At 61.0% G+C, this 26254-nt stretch carries 17 protein-coding genes; 9 read left to right on the top strand and 8 right to left on the bottom strand.

Annotated features, from left to right (window positions below):
* Nucleotides 1-29: 29 nt before the first annotated feature.
* Nucleotides 30-893 carry an alpha/beta hydrolase gene (locus BM70_RS0104360; RefSeq protein WP_051556737.1) on the bottom strand — a complete coding sequence of 288 codons (864 nt, stop codon included), beginning with the start codon at nt 891-893 and terminating at the stop codon, nt 30-32.
* A 74-nt stretch (nt 894-967) separates the two neighbouring features.
* Nucleotides 968-2680, bottom strand: coding sequence for a TerD family protein (locus BM70_RS0104355; protein WP_256220876.1), 1713 nt, complete (start codon nt 2678-2680; stop codon nt 968-970).
* Between the two features lie 912 nt (nt 2681-3592).
* On the opposite strand from BM70_RS0104355, the gene BM70_RS32985 reads away from it, so the two are divergent.
* Both BM70_RS32985 and BM70_RS0104335 read left to right on the top strand, forming a co-directional pair.
* Nucleotides 3593-4285, top strand: coding sequence for a hypothetical protein (locus BM70_RS32985; protein ID WP_043274159.1), 693 nt, complete (start codon nt 3593-3595; stop codon nt 4283-4285).
* Nucleotides 4278-5003, top strand: a complete 726-nt coding sequence (locus BM70_RS0104335; RefSeq protein WP_025854858.1) for a Fic family protein — start codon at nt 4278-4280, stop codon at nt 5001-5003. Before BM70_RS32985 ends, BM70_RS0104335 begins: the two co-directional genes overlap by 8 nt.
* Before the next feature lie 47 nt (nt 5004-5050).
* Here BM70_RS0104335 and treR read toward each other — a convergent pair whose 3' ends face one another.
* On the bottom strand, nt 5051-5755 hold the full coding sequence (gene treR / locus BM70_RS0104330) for a trehalose operon repressor (protein ID WP_025854857.1): 705 nt from the start codon (nt 5753-5755) through the stop codon (nt 5051-5053).
* A gap of 279 nt (nt 5756-6034) precedes the next feature.
* Here treR and treP point away from each other — a divergent pair, with 279 nt between their 5' ends.
* The 5 genes from treP (at nt 6035) to BM70_RS0104305 (ending at nt 13609) form a co-directional block, all read left to right on the top strand.
* Entirely contained in the window at nt 6035-7477 is a 1443-nt protein-coding gene (treP, locus tag BM70_RS0104325; protein ID WP_025854856.1) for a PTS system trehalose-specific EIIBC component, read from the top strand.
* Nucleotides 7478-7595: 118 nt separating this feature from the next.
* Nucleotides 7596-9242 (top strand): alpha,alpha-phosphotrehalase, encoded by a 1647-nt coding sequence (gene treC, locus BM70_RS0104320; RefSeq protein ID WP_025854855.1) that lies wholly within the window; start codon nt 7596-7598, stop codon nt 9240-9242.
* A 155-nt stretch (nt 9243-9397) separates the two neighbouring features.
* Complete coding sequence (locus BM70_RS0104315; RefSeq protein WP_025854854.1) at nt 9398-10618, top strand: carbohydrate porin; 1221 nt, start codon at nt 9398-9400, stop codon at nt 10616-10618.
* Between the two features lie 181 nt (nt 10619-10799).
* Nucleotides 10800-13316, top strand: a complete 2517-nt coding sequence (ptsP, locus tag BM70_RS0104310; RefSeq protein WP_025854853.1) for a phosphoenolpyruvate--protein phosphotransferase — start codon at nt 10800-10802, stop codon at nt 13314-13316.
* A 2-nt stretch (nt 13317-13318) separates the two neighbouring features.
* Nucleotides 13319-13609 carry a PTS transporter subunit EIIB gene (locus BM70_RS0104305; protein ID WP_025854852.1) on the top strand — a complete coding sequence of 97 codons (291 nt, stop codon included), beginning with the start codon at nt 13319-13321 and terminating at the stop codon, nt 13607-13609.
* 78 nt (nt 13610-13687) lie between these two features.
* On the opposite strand, the gene mltF is transcribed toward BM70_RS0104305, so the two are convergent.
* Entirely contained in the window at nt 13688-15148 is a 1461-nt protein-coding gene (gene mltF / locus BM70_RS0104300; protein ID WP_025854851.1) for a membrane-bound lytic murein transglycosylase MltF, read from the bottom strand.
* Between the two features lie 287 nt (nt 15149-15435).
* On the opposite strand from mltF, the gene purL reads away from it, so the two are divergent.
* Nucleotides 15436-19332, top strand: a complete 3897-nt coding sequence (purL, locus tag BM70_RS0104295; protein ID WP_025854850.1) for a phosphoribosylformylglycinamidine synthase — start codon at nt 15436-15438, stop codon at nt 19330-19332.
* Nucleotides 19333-19336: 4 nt separating this feature from the next.
* Entirely contained in the window at nt 19337-19648 is a 312-nt protein-coding gene (locus BM70_RS0104290; protein WP_025854849.1) for an NGG1p interacting factor 3 protein, NIF3, read from the top strand.
* A gap of 208 nt (nt 19649-19856) precedes the next feature.
* Here BM70_RS0104290 and nagE read toward each other — a convergent pair whose 3' ends face one another.
* From nagE to nagA, 4 genes are read right to left on the bottom strand one after another with little or no spacing between them, the layout of a single operon-like run.
* Entirely contained in the window at nt 19857-21563 is a 1707-nt protein-coding gene (gene nagE, locus BM70_RS0104285; RefSeq protein ID WP_025854848.1) for an N-acetylglucosamine-specific PTS transporter subunit IIBC, read from the bottom strand.
* Nucleotides 21564-21588: 25 nt separating this feature from the next.
* Nucleotides 21589-24102 (bottom strand): phosphoenolpyruvate--protein phosphotransferase, encoded by a 2514-nt coding sequence (gene ptsP, locus BM70_RS0104280; protein ID WP_025854847.1) that lies wholly within the window; start codon nt 24100-24102, stop codon nt 21589-21591.
* 36 nt (nt 24103-24138) lie between these two features.
* Complete coding sequence (locus BM70_RS0104275; RefSeq protein ID WP_025854846.1) at nt 24139-25161, bottom strand: SIS domain-containing protein; 1023 nt, start codon at nt 25159-25161, stop codon at nt 24139-24141.
* Entirely contained in the window at nt 25142-26248 is a 1107-nt protein-coding gene (nagA, locus tag BM70_RS0104270) for an N-acetylglucosamine-6-phosphate deacetylase (RefSeq protein WP_025854845.1), read from the bottom strand. The genes BM70_RS0104275 and nagA overlap by 20 nt, the downstream gene beginning before the upstream one ends.
* Between the last annotated feature and the right edge of the window lie 6 nt (nt 26249-26254).

Genomic DNA, 26254 nt, shown 5'->3' with positions numbered 1-26254 from the left:
GAGTGGTATTCGGATGTTTCTAAGCGGACCTATCTTCCCTTGATTTCAGGATTCTCATGCATCAATGGCGTTTTATCCCATCGGCTCCATGTCGCTTCCCACCCCCTGTCATGGCTTGCTCCCGGTACATGAACGAATTCGGAGAGGGGCGAGTCAAGCGCCTGTTGATATCTGTCCGCCAAACGACTTGGAACGATCAGGTCTGCTTCGCCGATGAGATGGCGCTGGGGCAACAAGGCGAGTCGACTACGATAGTCCAGCGGATCCAGTGAACCGTCGAGTGGCGACAGGCCTTTCATCGTCGCCCACAGGCGTGGACTGAGATTGCCTGCAAGGGTTTGCACCTGGGTAACGTCATTGCGTTGCGCCGCTAACAGTAATGCGAGCGCGGCGCCACCGGAGTACCCGACCAGTTCGAACTCACTGTTGCCGTAGCGCTGTTTTAATTGATCCAGCGCCTGGCTGAGGCGGGTGACCACTTCCTGAGAAAATCGTCGGTGGGTCCAAAGTGCTGATTCACAGGCAGCGGTCATGACGAACTGGCAGGGGCGTGCCAGGTACGCATTCGGTGTCGGATCATTGATCGCCAGCCGTGGTACTAACAGATTGTGCGGGCTCGGATCCAGGCTGGGTTGAGTGGCCGTGGCCCAGGAATGACCATCGCCTTCCAGGTACACACGCAAGCGAGTCATCTTTTCTGCAGTGTGCGGCGCAAGAAACAAGAGGGGGAAGCTGTGTCCCGGCAGGACCTCCAATTGTCGGCCATGCTCATCAGCCAGGTGTTGCAGTGCCTCGCGCGGTGATTGGCAGGCAATGAGAAGCGCGCTGAGCATCACCATCCAGGCTTTGTAGAAGTCGGCCAATGCCCAACGATAGGGAAAGTATCTACTCATCATATGCCACAACGGATTTTGGGACGTGGTCGTAGAAATGTTTTTCAAGTTGCAGCAAAGGCTAGTGTAGGGTCTTAGATAAACTGTGATCGAATCAAATCCGTATCGAACGGTGTTATCCCTTGATCAGGTGCAAACACCGACTGTGCTTGCTGCGGTGAAGCCACTCGTTCTCCCCGTGCTCGAACATGTAAATCGAACAGAGTCTCCAAGTCCGGCCGTGGTGTATGTACCAAAGCCCGCAGCATCAACGATACCCCGCTGAGGTTGTTATCGACGTTGTTCCAGCGTGGTGATGAAGTGAGTCCCAGATCGGCCCAAATCATGTGTCGCTCCTGCAAGTCCATCACGAATGGCAGGCAGATAACTGTGTCGGATGCGATATCGATACGGTCGAACACGGATTTGGGCTCGAATACTTCACCCGACGCCGTGTCGGCGCGGGCCATCCAGCCAGCGAAGCACTCCGGAAGATCGCAGTACGACTGCTCGGTGTATGAGTTGATAGACGTGACGACATAGCGGATACCCTTCTCGACGAGGATATCAAGGTCGAGGTCGATAAACTCCGAAGCCCCTTTCGGTGCATCGACGATGTCACCACTGTGGTAGCCGCCGTAACCCTTAAGGTTGTAGTAAGCGACCGTTTCTTTGAACACGAAGTTGGCGTCGAAAAATGCTGCGGACAAGTCGATGTCCGTGCGTCCACGGCCGTTCTTCCACCACAGGAACAGGCGAATGAAGCGGGTGTCGGGCATTGGCAATCGACTACCCCGCACCAGCGTACGTAGTGATTTTGATGAGGCACGCAGTGCCAGCGGTACTTTGTACTCGCGTAATGCGGGATCGATGAAACAGCGACCTAGTGGTGGCAGCGACTCAAAACGCTTTACGAGAGCGTCCTCGCAGATTCGGGCTGCACGAGCCAACACGCCCGGTGTTAGAGATTCGCGTCGATCTTTGATGGCAAAGACTTTGGCCAGTGCACCTTTCGGCGTGAAGGCTCGCAGAGGGAGAGGGCGCGGCGAGCGTACCTGGGCCAGTAATTGCAATAGAATAGGTGAGGACACTTGTGCCGAAACCGCCTCGAACGCGTCTAGAACCAGCTCTGGTTCCGCCGCACGTCGCAGGGTCGCGTCCAACCGTCGCGCGAACTCACCAGGACGACTCTGTAGTAGGGGCGTAAGCGTGGCGATATTGCGCTGAGCGAATAAGGTTTCGACACGTGATCCAAATGAAGCGGGCGCTTCGTTGCGACGCGCTGCCGTGATCGCCGCTAGCGCTCGTGGGTACTTATCGGCGTAGTCGCCTGGATGCAGTACTTCAGCGAGTCGTTTCCATCGCTCAGCATGCCGCATCACGTCTTCTGCAGCGTTGGGTATGCGGTCGAGCAGGCGCAACAGCAGACGGCGCATCGAGCGCTTCATCGCAGTGAAACGTGTCGACGCGGTCGCCAGTGACACGTCTCCTCCATTCAGGGCAACCGCGAGTCGTAGCACGTCAGTCGCGGTGTCGACGTTTCGCTCCAGAAATGCCTCAACCCGTCCATCGCCAGCTACATGCAGGATCAGTGCGCCGCCAACCAATGCACGGATCTCCCGAAACGGCACGACCTCAGGCAGCATTCGGAACACATCGCTTTTGTAAGCTCGGATAAACCAGGCGACATCGGCGGCGTCCTCTCCGGAGAGTGAGGTGCGCGATGAAATCAGCTGTTCCAGGAGTGACTCGAACTCACAAACGCTTCCCGGCTCGATCACGCGAGTTATGAAGTTGCCTTCAAGCATCGCAGGTCGAGCGTGTTCGGTCGGTGGTAAACGTAGAAGCGTGAAGTAATGAATGACGGCGTTAAGGTACAACTCCGCCTCTGAGGCCGTTAGGACTTGCTCTGGAAAGTCAGGATAAAACGGCCTGTGCTGAACATGTGCACCAGTCTGCCGCTGAAGGACCCCGACAATTTCGCTCAGCCAGTGTTTGAGTTCTGTCGCTGACAACCTGCCGACTTGCTCAATCAGAGGTTCTGATAGTACGTATCGGAACGCCGCGACTTCTCGGACAGCCGAAGCAATCTGAGCCCGTGTAGCTCCGCCAGTGCCCATTGGTACGTGAACTTTGCTACGGCGACGTAGGAACAGCTCCTGATTCATGCTTGATTTTCTCCCTTGGCCGCCGTGATGGACGAGTTGCAGCGTCGTGCTACAGCTGATGTAAAAACGCCTGCAAGAAGCAGGCGCAATGTGGAGAGCGAAACCCCTAGGTCATAGGAGGTTAGAAGGAAGGTGTTCCATAGCCACGATGGCATTCTACGTATGGTTTTATCTGTTTGTCTTGTCGCTGCGTATTTCAACAGTAACAAGCTGCTTCGCCAGAAGAAGAGGGGCCGCTTCACGATCCAGCAGGCAATAGAGCTTCATACGCTGCTCATTGGGCTCCACACCATAAACCTCAGAAATGGGTTGCACCCATTCCTGCCCAAGGTTGCGTTCGAGGTATTGCCCACGCCACTTGTCCGGAATGTTAACGGTGCTTTCTTTCCAACGGAGACCCGTACAAACTCTACTTTAAGCTAGGAAGGGTTGGAGAATTTCCTGGGCTTGCCCATAATCGAAACGAAGCAACGCTACCTTGTTGTTTCTGTTCGAATTAACAAGCTGATGCCATCGCTCACTGTAAGTGGTCGCAATCTTGGAGGCCTGTACATGAAGCTGGAAGAGCGTATGCAGAATGCTATTGATGGCATGCTGGGAAACGTGATCCTGCGCATGGATGTTTCTGCGCTTGGTGGGCATTCACAGGTATCTGTTGCGTTGGATGAGCTCATACACAAAGGCGTGATCGTCCGCATGGGCATTGGCATCTACGCGAAAGCTTCGTGTCACCCTGATTCGGGAGTTGTCACTCCTATAGCTGACCTTGAAACACTCGCCGTTGAGGTTCTTCAGCGGTTGGGCGTTAGTGCGTCTGTGCAAGTCACCCAATCCGGGTCCGGACGTTCAGTGGCGTCAAAAGACGCAAAAATCTGCGTACAGGGTAGCCGCCGAATTCGACGCAAGTTATCGCTTGGTGGGCGGTCAGTGGTTTATGTCAATGAACGCGCCGCTCCCCGGAAACCAAAAAGCTCGGTAAGGCGTCATCCGAAAACAGGTGCCTTGATCATTCCTAAGTCTGGACTACGGCGTTATGTGATGGATCTGGCGGTTTCATGCCAGGTTGCTTATATCAGGACTTACGCAGATGAGTGGGCAGAAAATGTCTCTCGTCTGGCGGGAGATGATATTCGCACTGACGTCATAGAGAACTTGGTCATCGCGCTGAAGAAAGAGAAAAAAGTCACCGGCCTGGAAGCTGTTCACCTGCTCACTAACTACTTGAGGGAAAAGCAGCGTGTTTGACCCATTCAAGGACTTTGACGCGAAGGGCTATCTCAGAAACGTTGTGGGTGAAAAAGACCTCAATATCGTCAAGCAGCTTGAACACGACATGTTTACGGCGAACCTTGCTGACGCGATGGCCTATTTGGCGAAGAAACGCACGATCACGTATCGCGATTTTCTACAGGTCCACGCGCTTCTGTTTGGCGATCTTTATCCGTGGGCTGGCACTGACAGGATGACGACTTCTCCTGACTTGGCGATCTCTAAAGCAGGCACCTGTTTTTGCCTTCCGTACGAAGCCAAAAGAGCCGTTGAAGAAGGGCTTCGTTTGGGGCAAAACAAGGCAGTTCTTAAAACGTCACCGGGGCTGGTGATGGGCTTTTTTGCTTACGGGCATCCGTTTCTTGATGGCAATGGAAGAACGATGCTGGTGGTTCATTCAGTCCTCTGTCATCGCGCAGGGTTTTCGATCAATTGGGGGCGGACGGATAAGTCGGCCTACCTATCTGCCTTGAGTCAAGAGATCGAGATGCCTGATAAAGGTATTCTGGATGAGTACTTGAAAAACTTTATCGAACCGCCGCTTGAGTCAGGCGCATGGGAAGCCGCTATTCATTCCGTCCGCGGCCTGAATGGCTTAGTGACGACGGACACTGTCGAAGGGCGTTCAGACGATCCTGCGATTTCCCGAAAATATCAGGAGTTTGATCAGCGGCGGGGCTACACCATCGATTAAGGGGAGCGGCTCTCAAGCCGTTAGCCCCCCAAACCTGCGCGTGGATTTTACCGCCGCGCAATATCCGAAAAGTAAAACTTATCCAACGTATGCCGCGACTCGGTGTACTCGAACTGCCGCCCATCCTGCAAAAACGTCTGGTTGCTCACCACGATCACATGGCTCTGACCTTCGAGGTCGAGGTGTGTCTGGTCGTCCTTGCCCCGCGGCAACGCCTCGATGGTGCGTTGGGCGTAGGCAATTTGCAGTTGCAAGGTCTGTTCGATAAACGCGTAGATCGACTGCTCGGCAATCGAGCGGTCCAGGCCAGGGATCACATCGGCGACGAAGTGGTTGATGTCGAGGATCACGCGTTTGCCGCCGATGCGCCGTACCCGTTTGATGCGGGTAATCAGGGTGCCGGGTTCGGCTTCGATGTGTTGCAGCAGCGGGCCTTCCAGTGGGAACTGCAGGAACTCGACCACTTCGGTGCGCACGTCATCGCCCAGGTCGGCGTGAGTTTCGTGGAAGCTGACAATGCCGCCCAGTTGGAACTCGATCGGGTTGGGTGACAACACGAAGGTGCCTTTGCCGTGGATCTTTTGCGCAAACCCACGCTCCTGCAACTGCTCGATGGCCCGACGCACGGTGCCACGACTGGCCTGGTAGGCGTCCATCAGTTCGGTTTCGGAGGGAAGGCGCGTGCCGCGTTGCAGGCGTTCAGTGGTGATGCTGGCAAGCAGATCCGTATAGATCTGGTTGTATTTGCTCATGGGGATGGCTCTGTGCCTTTGCGTTCAGGCAGGAACCTTAGTGGCACAGGTGGGGTTTGTCCATTGGGCTTGCGGAGAACGATCCTTCTGTAGGCGCCGGTTTGCCGGCGATGGCGGTCTCACGGGGGCCATCGCCGGCACGCCGGTTCCTACACGGAATAAACTTTTTGTAACTCGTACAGACGAGTTGTTGCTTTAACTCGTACAGACGAGTACTTTTGCCCTCGGCGTGCTGCCAATGACTGCCCCCAAATAAAAAAATCAAAGTGGAAACCAAGCATGAGCCACGACTATTCAAACATTGCCCGCGAGATTCTCGAAAACCTCGGGGGCAGCGACAACCTTGAGCAGGCTGCCCACTGCGTGACCCGCCTGCGCCTGGCACTCAAGGACCCGAGCCGGGTCAACAGCAGTGCATTGAACCAGGTCGATCTGGTCAAGGGTTCGTTCTTTACCGGTGGCCTGTTCCAGGTAGTGATCGGCCCCGGCGAAGTGGAAAAGGTCTACGCCGCCTTGCGCGAGCAGACCGGCCTCGCCGCTTCCACCATCGCCGACGTGAAGAAGAAGGGCGCCGACAAGACCAACGCCATGCAGCGTCTGGTGCGGGTGTTCTCCGATGTGTTCATGCCGATCCTGCCCGCGCTGATCATTGCCGGCTTGCTCATGGGCGTGAACAACCTGATGGGCGCCAAGGGCATGTTCATCGAGGGCAAGACACTGCTGGAGGCCTATCCGAACCTGGATGGCCTGTGGAGCCTGATCAACCTGATGGCCAACACCTCGTTCGTGTTCCTGCCGGCATTGGTGGGCTGGTCGGCGGCCAAGCGTTTCGGCGGCAGCGAAATCCTCGGCATCGTGCTCGGCCTGATGCTGGTGCACCCGGACTTGCTCAACGCCTGGAACTACGGCAAGGCAGTCGCCGGTCTCGACGGCCAGAGCCTGCCGTACTTCGATATTTTCGGTTGGTTCCAGATTGAAAAGGTCGGTTACCAGGGGCAGATCCTGCCGATCCTGATGGCGGCTTACGTGATGAGTGTGATCGAGAAATGGCTGCGGGCGCGGGTGCCCAATGCGATTCAACTGCTCGTCGTGCCGATCACCACCATCGTCGTCACCGGGGTGCTGGCCCTGGCCATCATCGGCCCGGTCACCCGTCATCTCGGCATCCTGATTACCGAAGGCGTGGTCACGCTGTTTGACCTGGCACCCATGGTGGGTGGGGCGATTTTCGGCCTGCTGTATGCGCCACTGGTGATCACCGGCATGCACCACATGTTCCTCGCCGTGGACCTGCAGCTTATCTCCACCCAGGGCGGCACCTTTATCTGGCCGATGATCGTCATGTCCAACCTGGCCCAGGGCAGCGCCGCGCTCGCGGTGTTCTACACCACCCGCAATGCGCGGGACAAAAGCATGGCTTCAACCTCGGCAATCTCCGCGTATTTCGGCATCACTGAACCGGCGATGTTCGGGGTGAACCTGCGCTTCAAGTTTCCGTTCTATGCCGCCCTGGTGGGCTCGGCGCTGGGCAGTATCTTCCTGTCGCTGAACAAGGTGCAGGCATCGGCGATCGGCGTGGGTGGGTTGCCTGGGTTCATTTCGATCGTGCCGCACTCCATCGCCATGTTTGTGATCGGGATGGTGATCGCGATTGTCGTGCCGTTTGTCCTGACCTGTGCGTTGAGCATGAAGATTGTTCGGCCTGGGTATCGCGTCGCCTGAATGACCGCTATCGCCGGCAAGCCGGCTCCTACAAGGGAATGCGGTCAACCGTAGGAGCCGGCTTGCCGGCGATGAAGCCCTCAAGGCCTGCACAAAAAATCAACTGAAGGAACCCACCATGCAAGACTGGCAACACTCGGTGATCTACCAGATCTACCCCAAAAGCTTCCACAGCCACGCGGGTAACGCCACCGGTGACCTGCTGGGCATCGTGGACAAGCTCGACTACCTCCAATGGCTGGGCGTCGACTGCCTGTGGATCACTCCGTTCCTGCGCTCGCCGCAGCGCGACAACGGCTACGACATCAGCGACTACTACGCCATCGACCCCAGCTACGGGACCATGGCCGACTGCGACCTGCTGATCAGTGAAGCGGCCAAGCGTGGCATCAAGCTGATGCTCGATATCGTGGTCAACCACACCTCGATCGAACACGAGTGGTTCCAGCAGGCGCGCAGCAGCCTCGACAACCCGTACCGCGACTTCTACATCTGGCGCGATCAGCCGAACAACTGGGAATCCAAGTTCGGCGGCTCGGCCTGGGAATACGAAGCGCAAACCGGCCAGTACTTCCTGCACCTGTTCGACCACACCCAGGCCGACCTGAATTGGGACAACCCCAAGGTGCGCGCCGAGGTGTTCAAGCTGATGTGCTTCTGGCGCGACAAGGGCGTGGGCGGCTTCCGCCTGGACGTGATCAATCTGATCTCCAAGCCCGCCGATTTCCCCGAAGACACCAGCGACGGCCGTCGCTTCTACACCGATGGCCCGAACGTGCACGAATACCTGCAGGAAATGCACCGCGAAGTCTTCGAAGGGCACGACCTGATCAACGTCGGCGAGATGTCGTCCACCAGTCTCGAACACTGCATCCGCTACTCGCGGCCAGAGTCGAAAGAGCTGTCGATGACCTTCAACTTTCATCACTTGAAAGTCGATTATCCGAACCTGCAGAAGTGGGTGAAGGCCGACTTCGACTTCCTGCAACTCAAGCAAATCTTCTCCGACTGGCAAATGGGCATGCAGGCCGGTGGCGGCTGGAACGCGCTGTTCTGGTGTAACCACGACCAGCCACGGGTGGTCTCGCGTTTCGGCAATGACGGTGAGTATCGTGTGGTCTCGGCCAAGATGCTGGCGACCGCGCTGCACTTCCTCCAGGGCACGCCGTTTGTGTACCAGGGCGAAGAACTGGGCATGACCAATCCTGGCTTCGACAGGATCGAGCAGTACCGCGATGTGGAGACCCTGAACATCTTCCGTCTCAAGCGTGATGCGGGTGAGTCCGAGGCGTCGAGCATGGCGGCGATCATGCAGAAGTCCCGCGACAACGGCCGTACGCCGATGCAGTGGAATACCCAGGCCAACGCGGGTTTCAGCAGCGGCGAGCCGTGGATCGGCATCCCGACCAACGCGGCGCAGATCAATGTCGAGAGCCAGTTGGATGACCCGGAATCAGTGCTGCATCACTACCGGGCGCTGATTGCCTTGCGTCGTCATGAACCGCTGATCCAGGAAGGCGTTTATCGCCCACTGCTGCAAGACCATCTGCAGGTCTGGGCGTACCTGCGCGAAGGCCATGGCGAGCGTCTGCTGGTGCTGAACAACTTCTACGGCACGCCGTGCGAAATCCAGCTGCCGGACGACGTGATCAACCCGACCAGCGAACAACGCCTGCTGATCAGCAACTACCCCGACTGCCCACAGCGCATCGCCACGGTAGCACTGCGCCCCTATGAATCCTTCGTCCTGCACCTGAAAGACTGAAACACCACGATCCCCTGTAGGAGCCGGCTTGCCGGCGATAGCGCCCTCAAGACCGCTATCGCTCTGCGGACAGCTATCGCCGGAAAGCCGGCTCCTACAAGGGATCGTGTCGGGCAAAAAAAGTAAGAAAACAATAAAAATAAAAGGAGCGTTTCATGAAAACAACCATAAAGCTGGGCCTCGTTGCGTCTTGCCTGGGCCTGCCCTTCGGCGCTCAAGCACTGGAATTTGCCGGTTACTTGCGCAGCGGCGCGGGCACTTCAACGGGCAGCGGCCCACAGCAATGCTTCCAGTTGCCGGGGGCGCAATCCAAATACCGTCTGGGTAACGAATGCGAACAATACGCCGAACTGGAACTGCGTCAGGACTTGCTCACCCTCGATGATGGCTCGGTGCTCAGCGTCGATGCGATGGCGTCGCTCTACAACAAGTACGACCGCGAGCTGAAGTTCCAGGGCGAAAACAACGGCTCGGCGCGTATGCCGCAGATGTATGCGCAGTGGTCCAACCTGCCTGCGCTCAATGGCGGTTCGGTGTGGGCCGGTCGGCGTTACTACAAACGTAACGACATCCATATCTCCGATTTCTACTACTGGAACCAGAGCGCCACGGGCGGTGGGATCGAGGACGTGCTGATCGGCGACCTCAAATACAGTTACGCCATTTCCCGCAAGGACAACCTGTACCAGAAGGAATACGCCACCCGTCACGACTTCAACGTCGCAGGCTTCAAGACCAACCCCGGCGGCGAGCTGGAATTGGGCCTGAGCTACATCGAAAAGGCCGGTGGGCGCGACACCAACAGCGGTTGGGCGATCACCGCGCAGCATGTGCAAAAGCCCTTCCTGGGCGGCAAGAACAAGTTCGCCTTGCAGTACGGCGAAGGTCCCGGTACCGGCCTCGGCTACACCGGCAATACCTTCCTGGACAACAGCAGCAAAAGTTACCGCGCCGTGGAGTTTTTCGACTGGCAGGTGACGCCGCGTTTTGGTGGGCAAGTCGAGGCGGTGTACCAGAAAGACATTCGCCCTGGCAGCCAGGACCAGACCTGGATGTCCATCGGTGTGCGCCCGGCGTATGCCATCAGCGAGCAGTTCAAACTGGTCACCGAGCTTGGGCATGATCAGGTCGACGCCACCGGCGGTACACGCAAACTGAGCAAGTTCACCTTCGCCCCGACCTGGTCACCCAAAGGCCCGGATTTCTGGGCGCGTCCGGAGGTGCGCTTGTACTACACCTATGCAACCTGGAACGAAGCGGCCAAACGCGCGGCGAATGAATTGGCGGCGGGGTCGGCATTGTCCGACACCGGCTCGTATGGCACGGCGCGCCATGGTTCGAACTTTGGCGTGCAGGTCGAATATTGGTGGAAATAGCGCGAACTCATGTGAGTGCGCTTTGTGTGGGAGCTGGCTTGCCTGCGATGCGGGCGACTCGGTCTTTCAGTGAAACCGAGGCGATGCTATCGCAGGCAAGCCAGCTCCCACATTGGATCGTCGTCATCTTGGGGTTGCATCACCCAATGATTTTTTACAGAACAAAACAGCAGGTGAAGTCATGACCACAACTCAACCCCTGGAATTGCTGGCGCCCTTGTCGGGTGTGCTGCTGGCGCTGGACAAGGTGCCGGACCCGGTTTTCTCCAGCCGCCTGATCGGCGATGGCCTGTGCATCGACCCCACGTCGCAGACGCTCTGCGCGCCTCTGGCCGGGGTGATCAGCAATATCCAGGACAGTGGGCATGCGGTCAGTGTCACCGACGACAACGGCGTGCAGGTGCTGATGCATATCGGCCTGGACACCGTGAACCTGGCGGGCAAGGGGTTCACCCGCCTGGTGCAGGAAGGCCAGCGGGTGGAGGCCGGGCAGGCGCTGATCGAGTTCGATGCCGACTACGTGGCGCTCCATGCGCGTAGTCTGCTGACCTTGATGCTAGTGGTCAGCGGCGAACCGTTTACCGTGTTGGCCAGCAGCCTCGTGGAGGCGGGCCAGCCACTGTTGCAGTTATCCCCAAGTGAAGCCGTCGAAACAGTGGACGAGGAGGAGGGCGATGCGCTGTTCTCCAAGCCGCTGACCTTGCCCAATGCCAACGGTTTGCACGCACGTCCGGCGGCAGTGTTCGCCCAGGCGGCGAAGGGCTTCAATGCCAGCATCTACCTGCACAAGCAAACCCGGAGCGCCAACGCAAAGTCGCTGGTGGCGATCATGGCGTTGCAGACCGTGCAGGGCGACGCCTTGCAAGTAAGTGCGGCGGGCGAGGAGGCCGAGGCGGCGATCAAGGCGCTGGTTGCCCTGTTGGCTGAAGGCTGTGGCGAGGAGGTGGCGAGCGTTGCCGAGCCGGTCGCGGTGGTGTCTTCGGCGACGGTGCTAAAGGGCGTGTGTGCGTCGCCGGGTTCGGCGTTTGGCCTGGTTGTTCAAGTGACCGAGCCGGAGCTGACGATCACGGCACAAGGCGCGGGTGAAACGACGGAGCGTGCTGCCCTGGCGCGCGGCCTCATGGCTGCTACCGAAGCGTTGCAAGCGCTGCAAGACAAGGCTGTCGGCAGTGCCCAGGCAGACATCTTCCGGGCCCATCAGGAATTGCTTGAAGACCCGACGTTGCTGGAGCAAGCCCATGGCCTGCTGGCTGAAGGCAAGAGCGCTGCCTTTGCGTGGAACAGTGCCACGGTTGCGACGGCCAACCAGTTCCTGGCTTCAGGCAATGCGCTGCTTGCCGAGCGTGCGGCAGACCTGGCGGATGTCGGACAGCGCGTGCTGAAACTGCTCCTGGGAATTCAGGACAGCGCGTGGGACTTGCCCGAGCGCGCGATACTGATCGCCGAGCAACTCACCCCCTCGCAGACGGCCAGCCTGGATACACGCAAAGTATTGGGGTTTGTCACCGTCGGTGGCGGCGCGACCAGCCACGTCGCGATCCTCGCCCGCGCCCTTGGCCTGCCGGCTATCTGCGGTGTTTCAGCCCAGGTGCTGGCGTTGGCCAATGGCAAGCAGGTGCTGCTCGACGCCGACAAAGGCGAGCTGCACCTGGAGCCGGACCTGGCCGAAATCGAACACTTGGAAGCCGCGCGTAAACAACAGGCGCTAAGCCATGAGCGTGATCTAGCGCAGGCGTCTTTACCGGCCACCACCCGCGACGGCCATCATGTCGAAGTCACCGCCAACGTCGCCTCGTTGCAGGAAGTGGAGCACGCCCTGGCCCTCGGCGGTGAAGGTGTTGGCCTGTTGCGTTCGGAGTTCCTCTATCTGGACCGCAACCGTGCACCGAGCCCTGAGGAGCAAGCTGGCACCTACACCGGCATCGCCCGTGCCCTGGGCACCGAGCGCAACCTGGTGGTGCGCACCCTGGACGTCGGTGGCGACAAGCCGTTGGCCTATGTGCCCATGGATGCCGAGACCAACCCGTTCCTCGGCTCGCGCGGCATCCGCCTGTGCCTGGAGCGCCCGCAACTGCTGCGCGAACAATTTCGCGCGATTCTCGCCAGTGTCGGTGTTGCCCGGCTGCACATCATGCTGCCGATGGTCAGCCTGCTGTCGGAGCTGCACCTGGCGCGCAAGATCCTTGAAGAGGAAGCGCTGGCGCTGGGGCTCACCGAGTTGCCGAAGCTGGGCATCATGATTGAAGTGCCGTCTGCGGCGCTGATGGCGGATGTCTTCGCGCCCCATGTGGACTTTTTCTCCATCGGCACCAATGACCTGACCCAATACACCCTGGCCATGGACCGTGACCACCCGCGCCTGGCCAGCCAGGCCGACAGCTTCCACCCGGCGGTGCTGCGCCTGATCGCCACCACGGTCAAGGCCGCTCATGCCCATGGCAAGTGGGTGGGCGTGTGCGGCGCATTGGCCTCCGAAGCACTGGCCGTGCCGGTGTTGATCGGCCTGGGGGTGGATGAGCTGTCGGTCAGCGTACCGTTGATTCCCACCATCAAGGCCACCGTGCGCGAGCTGGACCTGGCCGACTGCCAGATCATCGCCCGCCAGGTGCTAGGCCTGGAAGAAGCCGCCCAAGTGCGTGAGGCTTTGCGCCAATATCACGCAGCCACCGTTGAAACCTCACCTGTCGTGGAGCTTTGAGCATGTTCGAGAAATTGCAGCGGGCGTTCTGGAAAGCCCTGACGCCGGATTTGATTGCCGAGACCGTCACTGCGCCAACGCAGAACCTACTGTCGGCCGACGTGCTGAGCGCGTTGGGCGGGGCGGATAACCTCAAGTCGCAGCAGCGTGTGGCGCTGACGCGGGTGCGGGTGCAGTTGCAGGAGGCGGGGCGGTTGGATGCGGCGGCATTGAAGGCAGCGGGTGTACCGGCAGTGATGGTACTCGCAGGCGGGGTTGTACACCTGATCACTGGCTTGACCCCGCAACTGTAGGAGCCCGGCTTGCCGGCGATGGGGGTCTCAAGGGCCCTATCGCCGGCAAGCCGGTCTCCTACAGGGCGGGATAGGGGGTCAGAGTTGCGGGTTGTCTTCGGGCGGCTTGGTCTTGTCCACGCCCGGCACATGCAAGTTGCCTTCGACCACCTGGTTGCCTTCCAGCTGCGGCTGGGTTACCCAGGTGAGGATGTCGTAGTAGCGGCGGATGTTCGCCACGAAGTGCACCGGCTCACCACCGCGGGCATAGCCGTAGCGGGTCTTGCTGTACCACTGCTTCTGCGACAGGCGCGGCAGCATCTTCTTCACGTCCAGCCACTTGTTCGGGTTCAGGCCTTCACGCTTGGCCAGCGTGCGTGCGTCATCCAGGTGGCCAGTGCCGACGTTATAGGCGGCGAGGGCGAACCAGGTGCGGTCCGGCTCGGCGATGCTGTCGTCCAGTTCATCCTTGATCTTGGCCAGGTACTTGGCGCCGCCCATGATGCTTTGCTTGGGGTCCAGGCGATTGGACACGCCCATCGCCTGAGCGGTGTTCTGGGTCAGCATCATCAGGCCGCGCACGCCGGTCTTGGAGGTGACGGCCGGCTGCCATAGCGATTCCTGATAGCCGATGGCTGCCAACAGGCGCCAATCGACCTTTTCTTCCTTGGCATAGGCGCGAAAGTGCTTCTCGTACTTGGGCAAACGCTGCTGCAGATGCTGGGCAAAGGTGTAGGCGCCCACGTAGCCGAGTACATCGACATGCCCGTAGTAGCGGTCTTTCAGACGCTGCAACGTGCCGTTCTTTTCGACTTTATCCAGGTAACTGTTGATCTCGTTGAGCAGGCTGTTGTCTTCGCCGGCGGCCACCGCCCAACTCTGGTTGCTGGCATTGCCCAGGTCGAACGCCACGCGCACGTTGGGGAAGTACACCTGGTTCATCGCCACTTCGTTGGAGTCCACCAGGGTCAGGTCGATTTGCCCCTCGTCCACCATGCGCAGCAGGTCGACGACTTCAACGGCGTCGGATTCTTCGTATTCAATCGCAGGATTCTGCTTTTTAAGCTCTGCCAGTTGCTCGGCGTGGGTGCTGCCCTTGAGCACCATGATCTTCTTGCCCACCAGGTCCGCCGCATTGGTCGGGCGGGACTGGCCATTGCGGTAGATGATCTGCGGGGTGACTTCAAGATAAGGGTGGGAGAAACGTACCTGCTGCTGGCGCTGTTCGCTGCTGACCAGGCCGGCCGCCGCAAGGACCGGGCCGTTGGGCTTGCCCAACTGGCCGAACAGGTCATCGAGGTTGTCGGCCGTCTCGATCTCCAGCTTCACGCCCAGGTCGTCGGCGAAGCGCTTGACCAGTTCGTATTCGAAACCGGTTTCGCCGTTGCGGTCCTGGAAGTAAGTCGCCGGACTGTTCCGGGTGACCACCCGCAATACGCCATCCTCCTTGATTCGCTCGAGCGTGCTGGGTTTATCAACACAGGCGCTGAGCATCAGGAAGAGTCCGGTAGCGATGAGCCATTTGGCGCATCGCGGGCGCAAAGCAGTTGGGGAGAACATCTGCGCAGTATACGCAAACGGCCCACGGCGCCATATCTCGACAGCGCGGGACTTGTCTGCTAGCACCGGCAAAACTGTGCTGCAGCCCGCAGAAACGCGGCTTGGCGAGGGATTGTGACGGTTAAAATAACTGCGCCGAATGCCCTGTATGACCTCCCGAAAGGGGTGGAATCCGGCCAACTGACGTTCGGCGGCAGCCACCGGTAGCGTTTCGGGTGCCGTTGGCGGCGGTTTACGCTAGAATGCACGGCCTCAAAGCACACCCCCTTCCCGAGGCTGTCCCGAAGATGTTGATCCTGCGCGGCGCTCCTGCCCTTTCTGCCTTTCGCCACAGCAAACTCCTTGAGCAACTGAGCCAGAAGGTTCCAGCTGTTACAGGCCTGTATGCTGAATTTGCTCACTTCGCCGACGTTACCGGCGTGTTGACCGCCGACGAACAGCAAGTGCTGGCACGCCTTCTGAAGTACGGCCCAAGCGTTCCGGTTCAAGAGCCTGACGGCCGCTTGTTCCTGGTTCTGCCACGGTTCGGCACCATCTCGCCCTGGTCGAGCAAGGCCAGCGATATCGCCCGCAACTGCGGCCTGGAAAAAATCCAGCGCCTGGAGCGTGGTATCGCTTTCTACGTCGCCGGCCAGTTCAGCGATGCCGAAGCCGAGCTGATCGCCAGCAGCCTGCACGACCGCATGACCCAGATCATCGTCAGCCAGCTGGAGCAGGCTGCCGGCCTGTTCAGCCATGCCGAACCCAAGCCGCTGACCGCGATTGACGTGCTCGGCGGTGGCCGCGCCGCCCTCGAGAAGGCCAACACCGAACTGGGCCTGGCCCTGGCCGAAGACGAGATCGACTACCTGGTCAACGCCTTCAATGGCTTGAAGCGCAACCCGCACGACATCGAACTGATGATGTTCGCCCAGGCCAACTCCGAGCACTGCCGTCACAAGATCTTCAACGCCAGTTGGGACATCGACGGCGAAAGCCAGGAAAAAAGCCTGTTCGGCATGATCAAGAACACCTACGTGATGCACAGCGAAGGCGTTCTTTCTGCTTATAAGGACAACGCCTCGGTGATCGTCGGCTCCGTCGCCGGCCGTTTCTTCCCGGACCCTGAGACCCGCCAGTACGGCGCGGTGCAGGAGCCGGTGCATATCCTGATGAAGGTCGAAACCCACAACCACCCGACCGCGATTGCCCCGTTCCCGGGCGCAGCCACCGGTTCCGGCGGCGAAATCCGCGACGAAGGCGCCACCGGCCGTGGCGCCAAGCCCAAGGCGGGCCTCACCGGTTTCACCGTGTCCAACCTGCAGATCCCGGGCTTCGAACAGCCATGGGAAGTGCCGTACGGCAAGCCTGAGCGCATCGTCACCGCGCTGGACATCATGATCGAAGGCCCGCTGGGCGGCGCCGCGTTCAACAACGAATTCGGGCGTCCGGCGCTGACCGGTTACTTCCGTACCTTCGAACAGTCCATCACCACCCCGCGTGGCGATGAAGTGCGCGGCTATCACAAGCCAATCATGTTGGCCGGCGGCATGGGCAACATCCGCGAAGAACACGTCAAGAAAGGCGAGATCCTGGTCGGCTCCAAGCTGATCGTCCTCGGCGGCCCGGCGATGTTGATCGGCCTGGGTGGCGGCGCGGCTTCCTCCATGGCCACGGGCACCAGCTCGGCGGACCTGGACTTCGCTTCCGTACAGCGCGAAAACCCAGAGATGGAACGCCGCTGCCAGGAAGTCATCGACCGTTGCTGGCAGTTGGGTGACAAGAACCCGATCAGCTTCATCCACGACGTCGGCGCCGGTGGTTTGTCCAACGCCTTCCCGGAACTGGTCAACGATGGCGACCGTGGTGGCCGTTTCGAACTGCGCAACATTCCAAACGACGAGCCGGGCATGGCCCCGCACGAAATCTGGAGCAACGAATCCCAGGAGCGCTACGTACTGGCGGTCGGCGCTGAAGACTTCGCGCGCTTCCAGGCCATCTGCGAACGCGAGCGCTGCCCGTTTGCCGTGGTCGGCGAAGCCACTGCCGAGCCACAGCTGACGGTTACCGATAGCCACTTCGGCAACAGCCCGGTCGACATGCCGCTCGAAGTGCTGCTGGGCAAAGCCCCACGCATGCACCGTTCGGCGGTACGTGAAGCCGAGCTGGGCGATGACTTCGACCCAAGCACACTGGAACTGGCCGACAGCATCGAACGCGTGCTGCACCACCCGGCCGTGGCGAGCAAAAGCTTCCTGATCACCATCGGCGACCGCACCATCACCGGCCTGGTGGCCCGTGACCAAATGGTCGGCCCGTGGCAGGTGCCAGTGGCTGACGTTGCTGTCACCGCCACCAGCTTCGACGTCTATACCGGTGAAGCCATGGCCATGGGCGAGCGCACGCCGCTGGCCCTGCTGGATGCTCCGGCGTCGGGCCGCATGGCCATTGGTGAAACCCTCACCAACATCGCCGCTTCGCGCATTGGCAAGCTGTCCGACATCAAGTTGTCGGCCAACTGGATGTCGGCAGCGGGTCACCCAGGTGAAGATGCGCGCCTGTACGACACCGTCAAAGCGGTCGGCATGGAGCTGTGCCCGGAACTGGGTATCACCATTCCGGTGGGCAAGGACTCCATGTCCATGGCCACCCGTTGGAACGAAGACGGCACTGACAAGAGCGTCACCTCGCCGCTGTCGCTGATCGTTACCGGTTTCGCTCCGGTCACCGACATCCGCCAGACCCTGACCCCGCAACTGCGCATGGACAAGGGCACCACCGACCTGATCCTGATCGACCTCGGCCGTGGCCAGAACCGCATGGGCGCCTCGATCCTGGCACAGACCCATGGCAAGCTCGGCAAGCAGGCACCGGACGTCGATGACGCCGAAGACCTGAAAGCCTTCTTCGCCGTAATCCAGGGCCTGAATGCCGATGGCCACCTGCTGGCTTACCACGACCGTTCCGATGGCGGCTTGCTGACCAGCGTTGTCGAGATGGCCTTCGCCGGTCACTGCGGCCTGAACATCGTGCTCGACAGCGTTGCCGAGGATGCCTCTGAAATCAACGGCATCCTGTTCAACGAAGAGTTGGGTGCGGTGATCCAGGTTCGCCAGGACGCTACCCCGGACGTGCTTGCACAATTCAGCGCCGCTGGCCTGGACGACTGCGTGGCAGTGATCGGTCAGCCGATCAACAATGGCGAGATCAACATCTCGTTCAACGGCGACACCGTGTTTGCCGGCCAGCGCCGCTTGCTGCAACGCCAGTGGGCCGAGACCAGCTACCAGATCCAGCGCCTGCGTGATAACGCCGACTGCGCCGAGCAGGAATTCGACGTGATCCTGGAAGAAGACAACCCGGGCCTGAGCACCAAGCTCAGCTTCGACGTCAACCAGGACATCGCCGCGCCTTACATCAAGAAAGGCATTCGCCCACAAGTTGCCGTACTGCGTGAGCAGGGCGTCAACGGCCAGGTGGAAATGGCGGCTGCGTTCGACCGCGCCGGCTTCAATGCGATCGACGTGCACATGAGCGACATCCTCGCCGGTCGCGTTGACCTCAACGAGTTCAAAGGCCTGGTCGCCTGCGGCGGTTTCTCCTACGGCGACGTGCTGGGGGCCGGTGAAGGCTGGGCCAAGTCGGCCCTGTTCAACAGCCGTGCCCGCGACGCGTTCCAGGGCTTCTTCGAGCGCAACGACAGCTTCACCCTGGGTGTGTGCAACGGTTGCCAGATGATGTCCAACCTGCATGAACTGATCCCGGGCAGCGAGTTCTGGCCGCACTTTGTGCGTAACCGTTCCGAGCAGTTCGAAGCCCGTGTCGCCATGGTGCAGGTGCAGGAGTCCAACTCGATCTTCCTGCAAGGCATGGCCGGTTCGCGCATGCCAATCGCCATCGCCCACGGTGAAGGCCATGCCGAGTTCGAAAGCGAAGAAGCCTTGCTCGAAGCCGACCTGTCCGGTTGCGTGGCCATGCGTTTCGTCGACAACCACGGCAAGGTCACCGAGACCTACCCGGCCAACCCGAACGGCTCGCCGCGCGGGATCACCGGCCTCACCAGCCGTGACGGTCGCGTGACCATCATGATGCCGCACCCGGAGCGTGTGTTCCGCGCCGTGCAGAACTCGTGGCGTCCGGAAGAGTGGAACGAAGACGGCGCCTGGATGCGCATGTTCCGCAACGCTCGCGTGTGGGTGAACTAAGACGGTGTACAAGCTCGCCTTCTTCGTGCCTGCAAGCCATGTGGAGACGGTGAAAGCCGCCGTCTTTGCCGCTGGCGGCGGGCGCATCGGCAGCTACGACAGTTGCGCCTGGCAAGTGCTGGGCCAGGGCCAATTCCGCGCGTTGGACGGCAGCCAGCCGTTTATCGGGCAGGTCGGCCAGGTTGAAGTGGTTGAAGAGTGGAAGGTTGAGCTGGTGGTGGCGGATGAGTTGATCGTGGCTGTTGTGGCTGCGCTCAAACTCAGCCATCCGTATGAGACACCGGCGTATGAGGTGTGGCAGTTGGCGGATTTTTGATTCGTTGGCTGCATAAACAAGAAACCCGCTGGACCAGTTTGGTCAGCGGGTTTTTTGTTGCCTGTACGGGCCTCATCACCGGCAAGCCGGCTCCTACAGAGGTAACGCTTTCACCGGTTGATGATGGATCGATTGCCAGATTGATGTGGCAATGCGATCAACTGGGAGCCGGCTTGCCGGCGATGAGGCCAGGCCAGCCACTGCACCTCTAAACCCTGGCACCCACCTCACGGCCATTGACCAGGCGTTCCAACGCCTCACTCAGCCCTGACGCCTTGTCACCAATCAACAGGTGCCAAACACCGCTGTCCAACTGGCTCACACCTTGGCATCCCAGTGTCATGAGATCCGCTTCGGACAACACCGAATCATCGCCCAATTCCACGCGCAACCGGGTCATCGCCACGGCGTCCAGCTGACGCACATTGCCCCGGCCACCCAAAGCGCTCAGCCATTTCTCGGCCTCCTGCACATTCACTGCCACCGGTTTATCCACAGGTGCAACCGCTATCGGCGCACTGGCAACAAACGATGGCATGGCCAACCGGATCTCATCGGCAATGCTGTCGGCCATCGGCCCGACCACCACTTGCAGGCTCCCGCCATTACCCGGTCGCACGACCGCCATGGCGCCCAGTGCTTTCAGCTGCGCATCCACCGCCTTGTTGCGGTCCACCATGTCCAACCGCAGGCGTGTGGTGCAGGCGCCGACGCTCAGCAGATTCTCCGCTCCGCCCAGCGCCTGAATGTAAGCCGTGGCCCGCTGGTTATCACTCATCACTTCGGCCTGGACCACCTGGATATCTTCACGCCCCGGCGTTTTGAGGTTGAAGCGACGAATGCAGTAGTTGAATACGCTGTAGTAGATCACCGCGTAAGCCAGGCCTACGGGCACCACCAGCCAGCCGTTGGTGGACTTGCCCCAGCCCAGCACCATGTCGATAAAACCACCGGAGAAGGTAAAGCCCAGGTGGATATTCAGCATGTCGGTGACCGCCATCGACAGGCCAGTCAGTACGGCGTGGATCAGGTACAGGAACGGTGCGAGGAACATGAAGGCGAATTCAATCGGCTCGGTCACCCCGGTCAGGAACGAGGTCAGCGCCATCGACAGGAAAATCCCGCCCATCACTTTGCGGCGTTCCGGCAGGGCGTTGCGGTACATCGCCAGGCAGGCTGCGGGCAGGCCGAACAGCATCACCGGGAACATGCCGGTCATGAACTGGCCGCCTTTCGGGTCGCCGGCGAAGTAGCGGGTGAGGTCGCCCGTGACTACGGCGCCGGTCGCCGGGTCGGTGAAGCTGCCGAACACGAACCACGCCATATTGTTGAGGATATGGTGCAGGCCGGTGACGATCAGCAGGCGGTTGAACACGCCGAACACGAAGGCACCAATGCTGCCGCTTTCCATCAGCAACACGCCGAAGCTGTTGATGCCATGCTGGATCGGCGGCCAGATCAGACCGAAGATCACGCCCAGCGCGACGGCCGAAAAGCCGGTGACAATCGGCACAAATCGCCGCCCACCAAAGAACGCCAGGTACTCCGGCAGCTTGATGTCCTTGAAGCGGTTATACAGCCCGCCCGCCATCAGGCCGCTGGCGATACCGGCGAGCATGCCCATGTTGATGGTTGTGTCCATCACCTTGAGCGTGGAGACCATCACCAGGTAACCGATCGCCCCGGCCAGGCCCGCCGTGCCGTTGTTGTCGCGGGCGAAACCCACGGCGATGCCGATGGCGAAGATCAGCGCCAGGTTGGCGAAGATCGCCTGCCCGGCGTCGTGCATCACCGCGATGTTCAGCAGGTCGGTGTCACCCAGGCGCAGCAACAGGCCGGCGATCGGCAGGATCGCGATCGGCAGCATCAGTGCACGGCCCAGGCGTTGCAGGCCTTCGATGAAATGTTGGTACATGGCGTGTCTCCTTTTGTTGTTGTTATCAGCTCAGCGGCCAGTGGTGTTGACAGGCTTGGCGAACGGCCTTGGCGCTGCTCAGGTCGAGCAGGCTGTGGCTCAGTTGCCGGCATTGCGCCGCGTCCAGGTGGCGGACGCGGTCCTTGATTTCTCCGATCTGCAGCGGGCTGACGGACAGCTCGCTGACCCCCAGGCCAACCAGTACCGGCGTGGCCAGCGGGTCGGACGCCAGGGCGCCGCACACGCCGACCCAACGCCCGTGCTTTGCAGCCCCTGCGCAGGTCTGGGCGATCAGCCGCAGCAGCGCCGGGTGCAAGGCATCGACCCGCGCGGCGAGGCCGGCGTGATCGCGGTCCATGGCCAGGGTGTACTGGGACAGGTCATTGGTGCCGATGGACAGGAAGTCCGCGTGCTTGGCCAGTTGCTCGGCCATCAGTGCAGCGGCGGGCACCTCGATCATCACGCCCAGTTCGGGGCGCTGGGTCAGCTCAAGCTCCACGCACAGCTCATCCAGGCGCTGGCGAATCTGCAGCAGTTCATCGACCTCGCTGACCATCGGCAGCATGATCCGGCAGCGCTCCAGCGGCGAGACCTGCAGCAGCGCGCGCAGTTGCTGGTCGAGCAGTTCCGGGCGTACCTGGGCCATGCGAATACCACGCAAGCCCAGCACCGGGTTGGCCTCGACCGGCAGTGGCAGGTAGTCGAGTTGCTTGTCGCCACCCACGTCGATGGTGCGGATGATCACTGACTTGTCGCCCATGGCATCCAGAACGGCTTGGTAGGCGTGGCGTTGTTCCTGTTCATCCGGCGCGGTGCGGCGGTCGACGAAGAGGAATTCGGTGCGCAGCAGGCCGACGCCATCGGCACCGTTTTCAAATGCCACGAGGGCTTCGGCGCTGGAGGCGACATTCGCGGCGACCTCGATGGTCATGCCATCGCTGGTGCGTGCCGGCTGCTGGGCTTGGGCCTGTTGCTGCTGGCGCCGCAGGTTTTGCGCATCGCGAATCTGGTGCACTTGGGCATGGCGAGCGTCGCTCGGCGCCAGTTCAAGGCGGCCGTTCGCGGCGTCCAGCACCACGCGTTGGCCTTGTGGCACGTCGAGTACGTCAGCGCCCAATGCGACCACACAGGGCAGCCCTTTGCCGCGGGCCAGGATCGCCACATGGGACGTCGCGCCGCCTTCGGCCATGCAGATGCCGACGGCCTGTTGCGCGCTCAGTTGCAGCAAGTCAGACGGGGTCAATTCATGGGCGCTGACAATCGCCCCGGCCGGCAATTCGAAATGCCAGGCTTCGCCCAGCAGGGCACGCAACACCCGTTGTTGCAGGTCGCGCAGGTCATTGGCGCGCTCGGCAAACAACGGTTTGCCCAAGGCCAGTAGCACCGCGCATTGCGCCTGGATTGCATCGCGCCAGGCGTGGGTGGCGGCGCTGCCGTGTTCGATCGCGATGGTGGCGGCGTCCAGCAGGGCCGGGTCTTCCAGCAGCGCAAGGTGGGCGGCGAAGATCTCTTCCTCATCGACGCTCTTGCGTTGGCGGGCGTGATCCAGGGTGGCGCGGATTTCGCCGCGCACTTGCTCGAGTGCCACGTCCAGGCGTTGCAGTTGTTCGTCGGCGACATGCTTGCCGGTGTCGGCCGGCAGTTCGATGCCAGTCAGGCGGAACAGCGGTCCGCAGACCAGGCCGGGTGCGGCACATACACCTTGCAGCACGCCGGCTTCGGTATTCGCCTTGCGTGGAGCCACCACCACCGGCGCGTGGTGTTCTTCGCTGACAGCCACAGACAACGCGGCAACCAAGGCCTGCAACGCTGCCTCGCAATCCTTGCCGCGACAGGTGATCCGTACTTCATCACCTTCACCAATGCCCAGCCCCATCAAACCGATCAGGCTGTCGCACGCCGCCGACTTGCCGGCGAAGTGCAACTGCGCATGGCTGCTGAAACCTTGCGCGGTTTTGCGCACCAACGCGGCTGGGCGTGCATGCAAACCGCCACGGTGAGTAATGCGTACACTGGCGCGGACTTCGGTGACCGACGAGTTGTCCACAGCCGCCGGTACCGGCGCCGCTGAACGGGCGGCAATGTGCAGCAACGGCTCGCCGACCTTGACGGTTTTTCCCGCAACCTGGCGTAACTCAAAACGCTCGCCATTGGTCAGGATGATCAGGCTGACCAGGCTCTTGCACTGGCGCGCAATGCGGTCCAGATCAAACTGCACCAACGCCTGGCCCTTGGTTACGCGCGCGCCGTCCTTCACCAGCAAGGCGAACCCTTCGCCATTCAATTCCACCGTATCGATGCCCACATGCATCAATACCTCGGCACCGTTCTCGGCGCGGATCGTCAGCGCATGCCCGGTGCGCGCGACGTGGATGACTTCCCCGTCACACGGCGCATGCAGGCAGTCATTCAGCGGGTCGATGGCAATGCCGTCGCCCATGGCGCCGCTGGCGAACACCTCGTCGGGAACATTGCCCAGGGTCAGCACCGGCCCGGTGAGAGGGGCGCTGAGGGTCAGATCATTATTGTTGTTGGACATGGGCACGGTACTCATCAGGAAAACACGGCAATCGACTCAGTGAGTGCGGGTGACTTTGCTCAAGTGGCGCGGCTGGTCCGGGTCCATGCCCCGGGCTTCGGCTAAACCTGCCGCCATGACGTAGAAACTCTGGATGGCCAGGATCGGGTCCAGGCTCGGGTGTTCGGCGCGGCTCAGGGTCAGGTCGCGTTCGACGATATCGTCCGGCGCGGCCAGCAACACGCGGGCGCCGCGTTGGCGCATATCGGCGGCCAGGCTCAACAGGCCGGCTTGCTCGGCGCCGCGTGGGGCGAACACCAGCAAGGGGTAATTCTTGTCGATCAACGCCATCGGCCCGTGGCGCACTTCGGCGCTGCTGAAGGCTTCGGCCTGGATCGCCGAGGTTTCCTTGAGCTTGAGCGCGGCTTCCTGGGCGATGGCAAAACCGGCGCCTCGGCCGATGACCATCAATTGCTGGGTATCGCGCAGGGCGTCGATGGCGATCGTCCAATCCTGTCGGGCGGCGGCGCGCAGGTCGCCGGGCAGGGCGCGACAGGCTTGCAGCAGATTGGCTTCCTGATTCCAGTGGCCGATCAACTGCGCGCTGGCGCTGAGGGTGGCGATGAAACTCTTGGTGGCCGCCACGCTCGTTTCCGGCCCGGCGCACAGTGGCACGTGGAATTCACAGGCGGCTTCCAGCGGCGACTCTTCGGCGTTGACTAGCGAAATGCTCAAGGCACCGCGCTTGCGCAGCAGGCGCAGGCTGTTGACCAGGTCCGGGCTCTGGCCCGACTGGGAGAAACCAAAGGCCACTTGGCCACTGACCTTCAACGGTGCCTGCAATAACGTCACCACTGACATGGGCAACGATGCCACCGGAATACCCACGTGTTGCATGGCCAGGTAGGCGAAGTAGCTGGCGGCATGGTCCGAGCTGCCGCGTGCGATGGTCATCGCCACTTGCGGCGGCTGGCGGCGCAGGCGGCCGGCCACTTCTTCCAGCAGCGGGTCCAGGCGTTGCAGTTGAGCGGCGACGGCGTCGCAGGAGGCCAGGGCCTCTTCAAGCATTTTTGAAGTCAATGGTTTCTCCTTCGACCATTACGTCGGTGAGTGTCAGGGAGCGGTCCAGGCGCACGCAGTCGGCAAAGCTGCCGGGTTGCAGGCGACCGCGTTCTTCCAGGCCCAGGTAGTCCGCAGGAAATTGCGACAGGCGTTGTGAGGCTTCGCTGATAGGCAGGCCGATCTTCACCAGGTTGCGCAGCGCCTGGTCCATGGTCAGCGTGCTGCCGGCCAGGGTGCCGTCGGCCAGGCGCACGCCGCCCAGGCATTTGGTCACGGTGTGGCTGCCCAGCTTGTATTCGCCATCCGGCATGCCGGCGGCGGCGGTGGAATCGGTGACGCAGTACAGGCACGGGATCGAACGCAGGGCCACACGCATGGCGCCAGGGTGAACATGGAGCAGATCCGGGATCAGCTCGGCGTATTTGGCGTGAGCCAGGGCAGCGCCGACGATGCCCGGCTCGCGGTGATGCAGCGGGCTCATGGCGTTGTACAAATGGGTGAAGCTGGTGGCGCCGGCGGCGAGGGCGGCGACGCCTTCTTCGTAGCTGCCCAGGGTGTGGCCGATCTGCATGCGCACGCCGCGTTCGCTGAGGGCGCGGATCAGACCGTCATGCCCGGCAATTTCGGGGGCGATGGTGATCACCCGGATCGGTGCCAGGCGCAGGTAGGCTTCCACTTCGGCCATCAACGCGGTGTGGGCGAAGTTGGGTTGGGCGCCGAGTTTTCCCGGATTGATGTAGGGCCCTTCCAGGTGCACGCCGAGCACACGGGCGCTGCCAGCAGGACGTTGCTCGCAGAAAGTGCCGAGCTGGCCGAGCACGCTGGAGATCTCATCCGCCGGTGCGGTCATGGTGGTGGCCAGCAGCGAGGTGGTGCCAAAACGCACGTGGGTGCGGGTGATGGTCTCGAAGGCTGCAACGCCTTCCATGATGTCCTTGCCGCCGCCGCCGTGCACATGCAGGTCGATAAAGCCTGGCAGCAGGTAGGGCAAGTCGTTGTCAGCCGGGTCGCACGGCGTGCCTTCGATGGCGACCACCTTGCCGTACTCGTGCACCAGACGGCCGCGAATCCAGCCGTTGGGCGTGAGGATGTTGTCTTCGGACATGGGCAG

The sequence above is a fragment of the Pseudomonas sp. CHM02 genome, assembly GCF_000612585.1.
In the GTDB taxonomy this organism is placed as follows: domain Bacteria; phylum Pseudomonadota; class Gammaproteobacteria; order Pseudomonadales; family Pseudomonadaceae; genus Aquipseudomonas.
The sequence above is the reverse complement of the archived record's forward strand: the minus strand, read 5'-3'. Positions and strand labels throughout refer to the sequence as shown.

Bases quoted from the DNA above. Each gene is read 5' to 3' on its own strand.
- BM70_RS0104360 (WP_051556737.1), bottom strand. From the start codon at position 893: ATGAGTAGATACTTTCCCTATCGTTGGGCATTGGCCGACTTCTACAAA.
- BM70_RS0104355 (WP_256220876.1), bottom strand. From the start codon at position 2,680: ATGCTTGAAGGCAACTTCATAACTCGCGTGATCGAGCCGGGAAGCGTT.
- BM70_RS32985 (WP_043274159.1), top strand. From the start codon at position 3,593: ATGAAGCTGGAAGAGCGTATGCAGAATGCTATTGATGGCATGCTGGGA.
- treR (WP_025854857.1), bottom strand. From the start codon at position 5,755: ATGAGCAAATACAACCAGATCTATACGGATCTGCTTGCCAGCATCACC.
- treP (WP_025854856.1), top strand. From the start codon at position 6,035: ATGAGCCACGACTATTCAAACATTGCCCGCGAGATTCTCGAAAACCTC.
- treC (WP_025854855.1), top strand. From the start codon at position 7,596: ATGCAAGACTGGCAACACTCGGTGATCTACCAGATCTACCCCAAAAGC.
- BM70_RS0104315 (WP_025854854.1), top strand. From the start codon at position 9,398: ATGAAAACAACCATAAAGCTGGGCCTCGTTGCGTCTTGCCTGGGCCTG.
- ptsP (WP_025854853.1), top strand. From the start codon at position 10,800: ATGACCACAACTCAACCCCTGGAATTGCTGGCGCCCTTGTCGGGTGTG.
- BM70_RS0104305 (WP_025854852.1), top strand. From the start codon at position 13,319: ATGTTCGAGAAATTGCAGCGGGCGTTCTGGAAAGCCCTGACGCCGGAT.
- mltF (WP_025854851.1), bottom strand. From the start codon at position 15,148: ATGTTCTCCCCAACTGCTTTGCGCCCGCGATGCGCCAAATGGCTCATC.
- purL (WP_025854850.1), top strand. From the start codon at position 15,436: ATGTTGATCCTGCGCGGCGCTCCTGCCCTTTCTGCCTTTCGCCACAGC.
- nagE (WP_025854848.1), bottom strand. From the start codon at position 21,563: ATGTACCAACATTTCATCGAAGGCCTGCAACGCCTGGGCCGTGCACTG.
- ptsP (WP_025854847.1), bottom strand. From the start codon at position 24,102: ATGTCCAACAACAATAATGATCTGACCCTCAGCGCCCCTCTCACCGGG.
- nagA (WP_025854845.1), bottom strand. From the start codon at position 26,248: ATGTCCGAAGACAACATCCTCACGCCCAACGGCTGGATTCGCGGCCGT.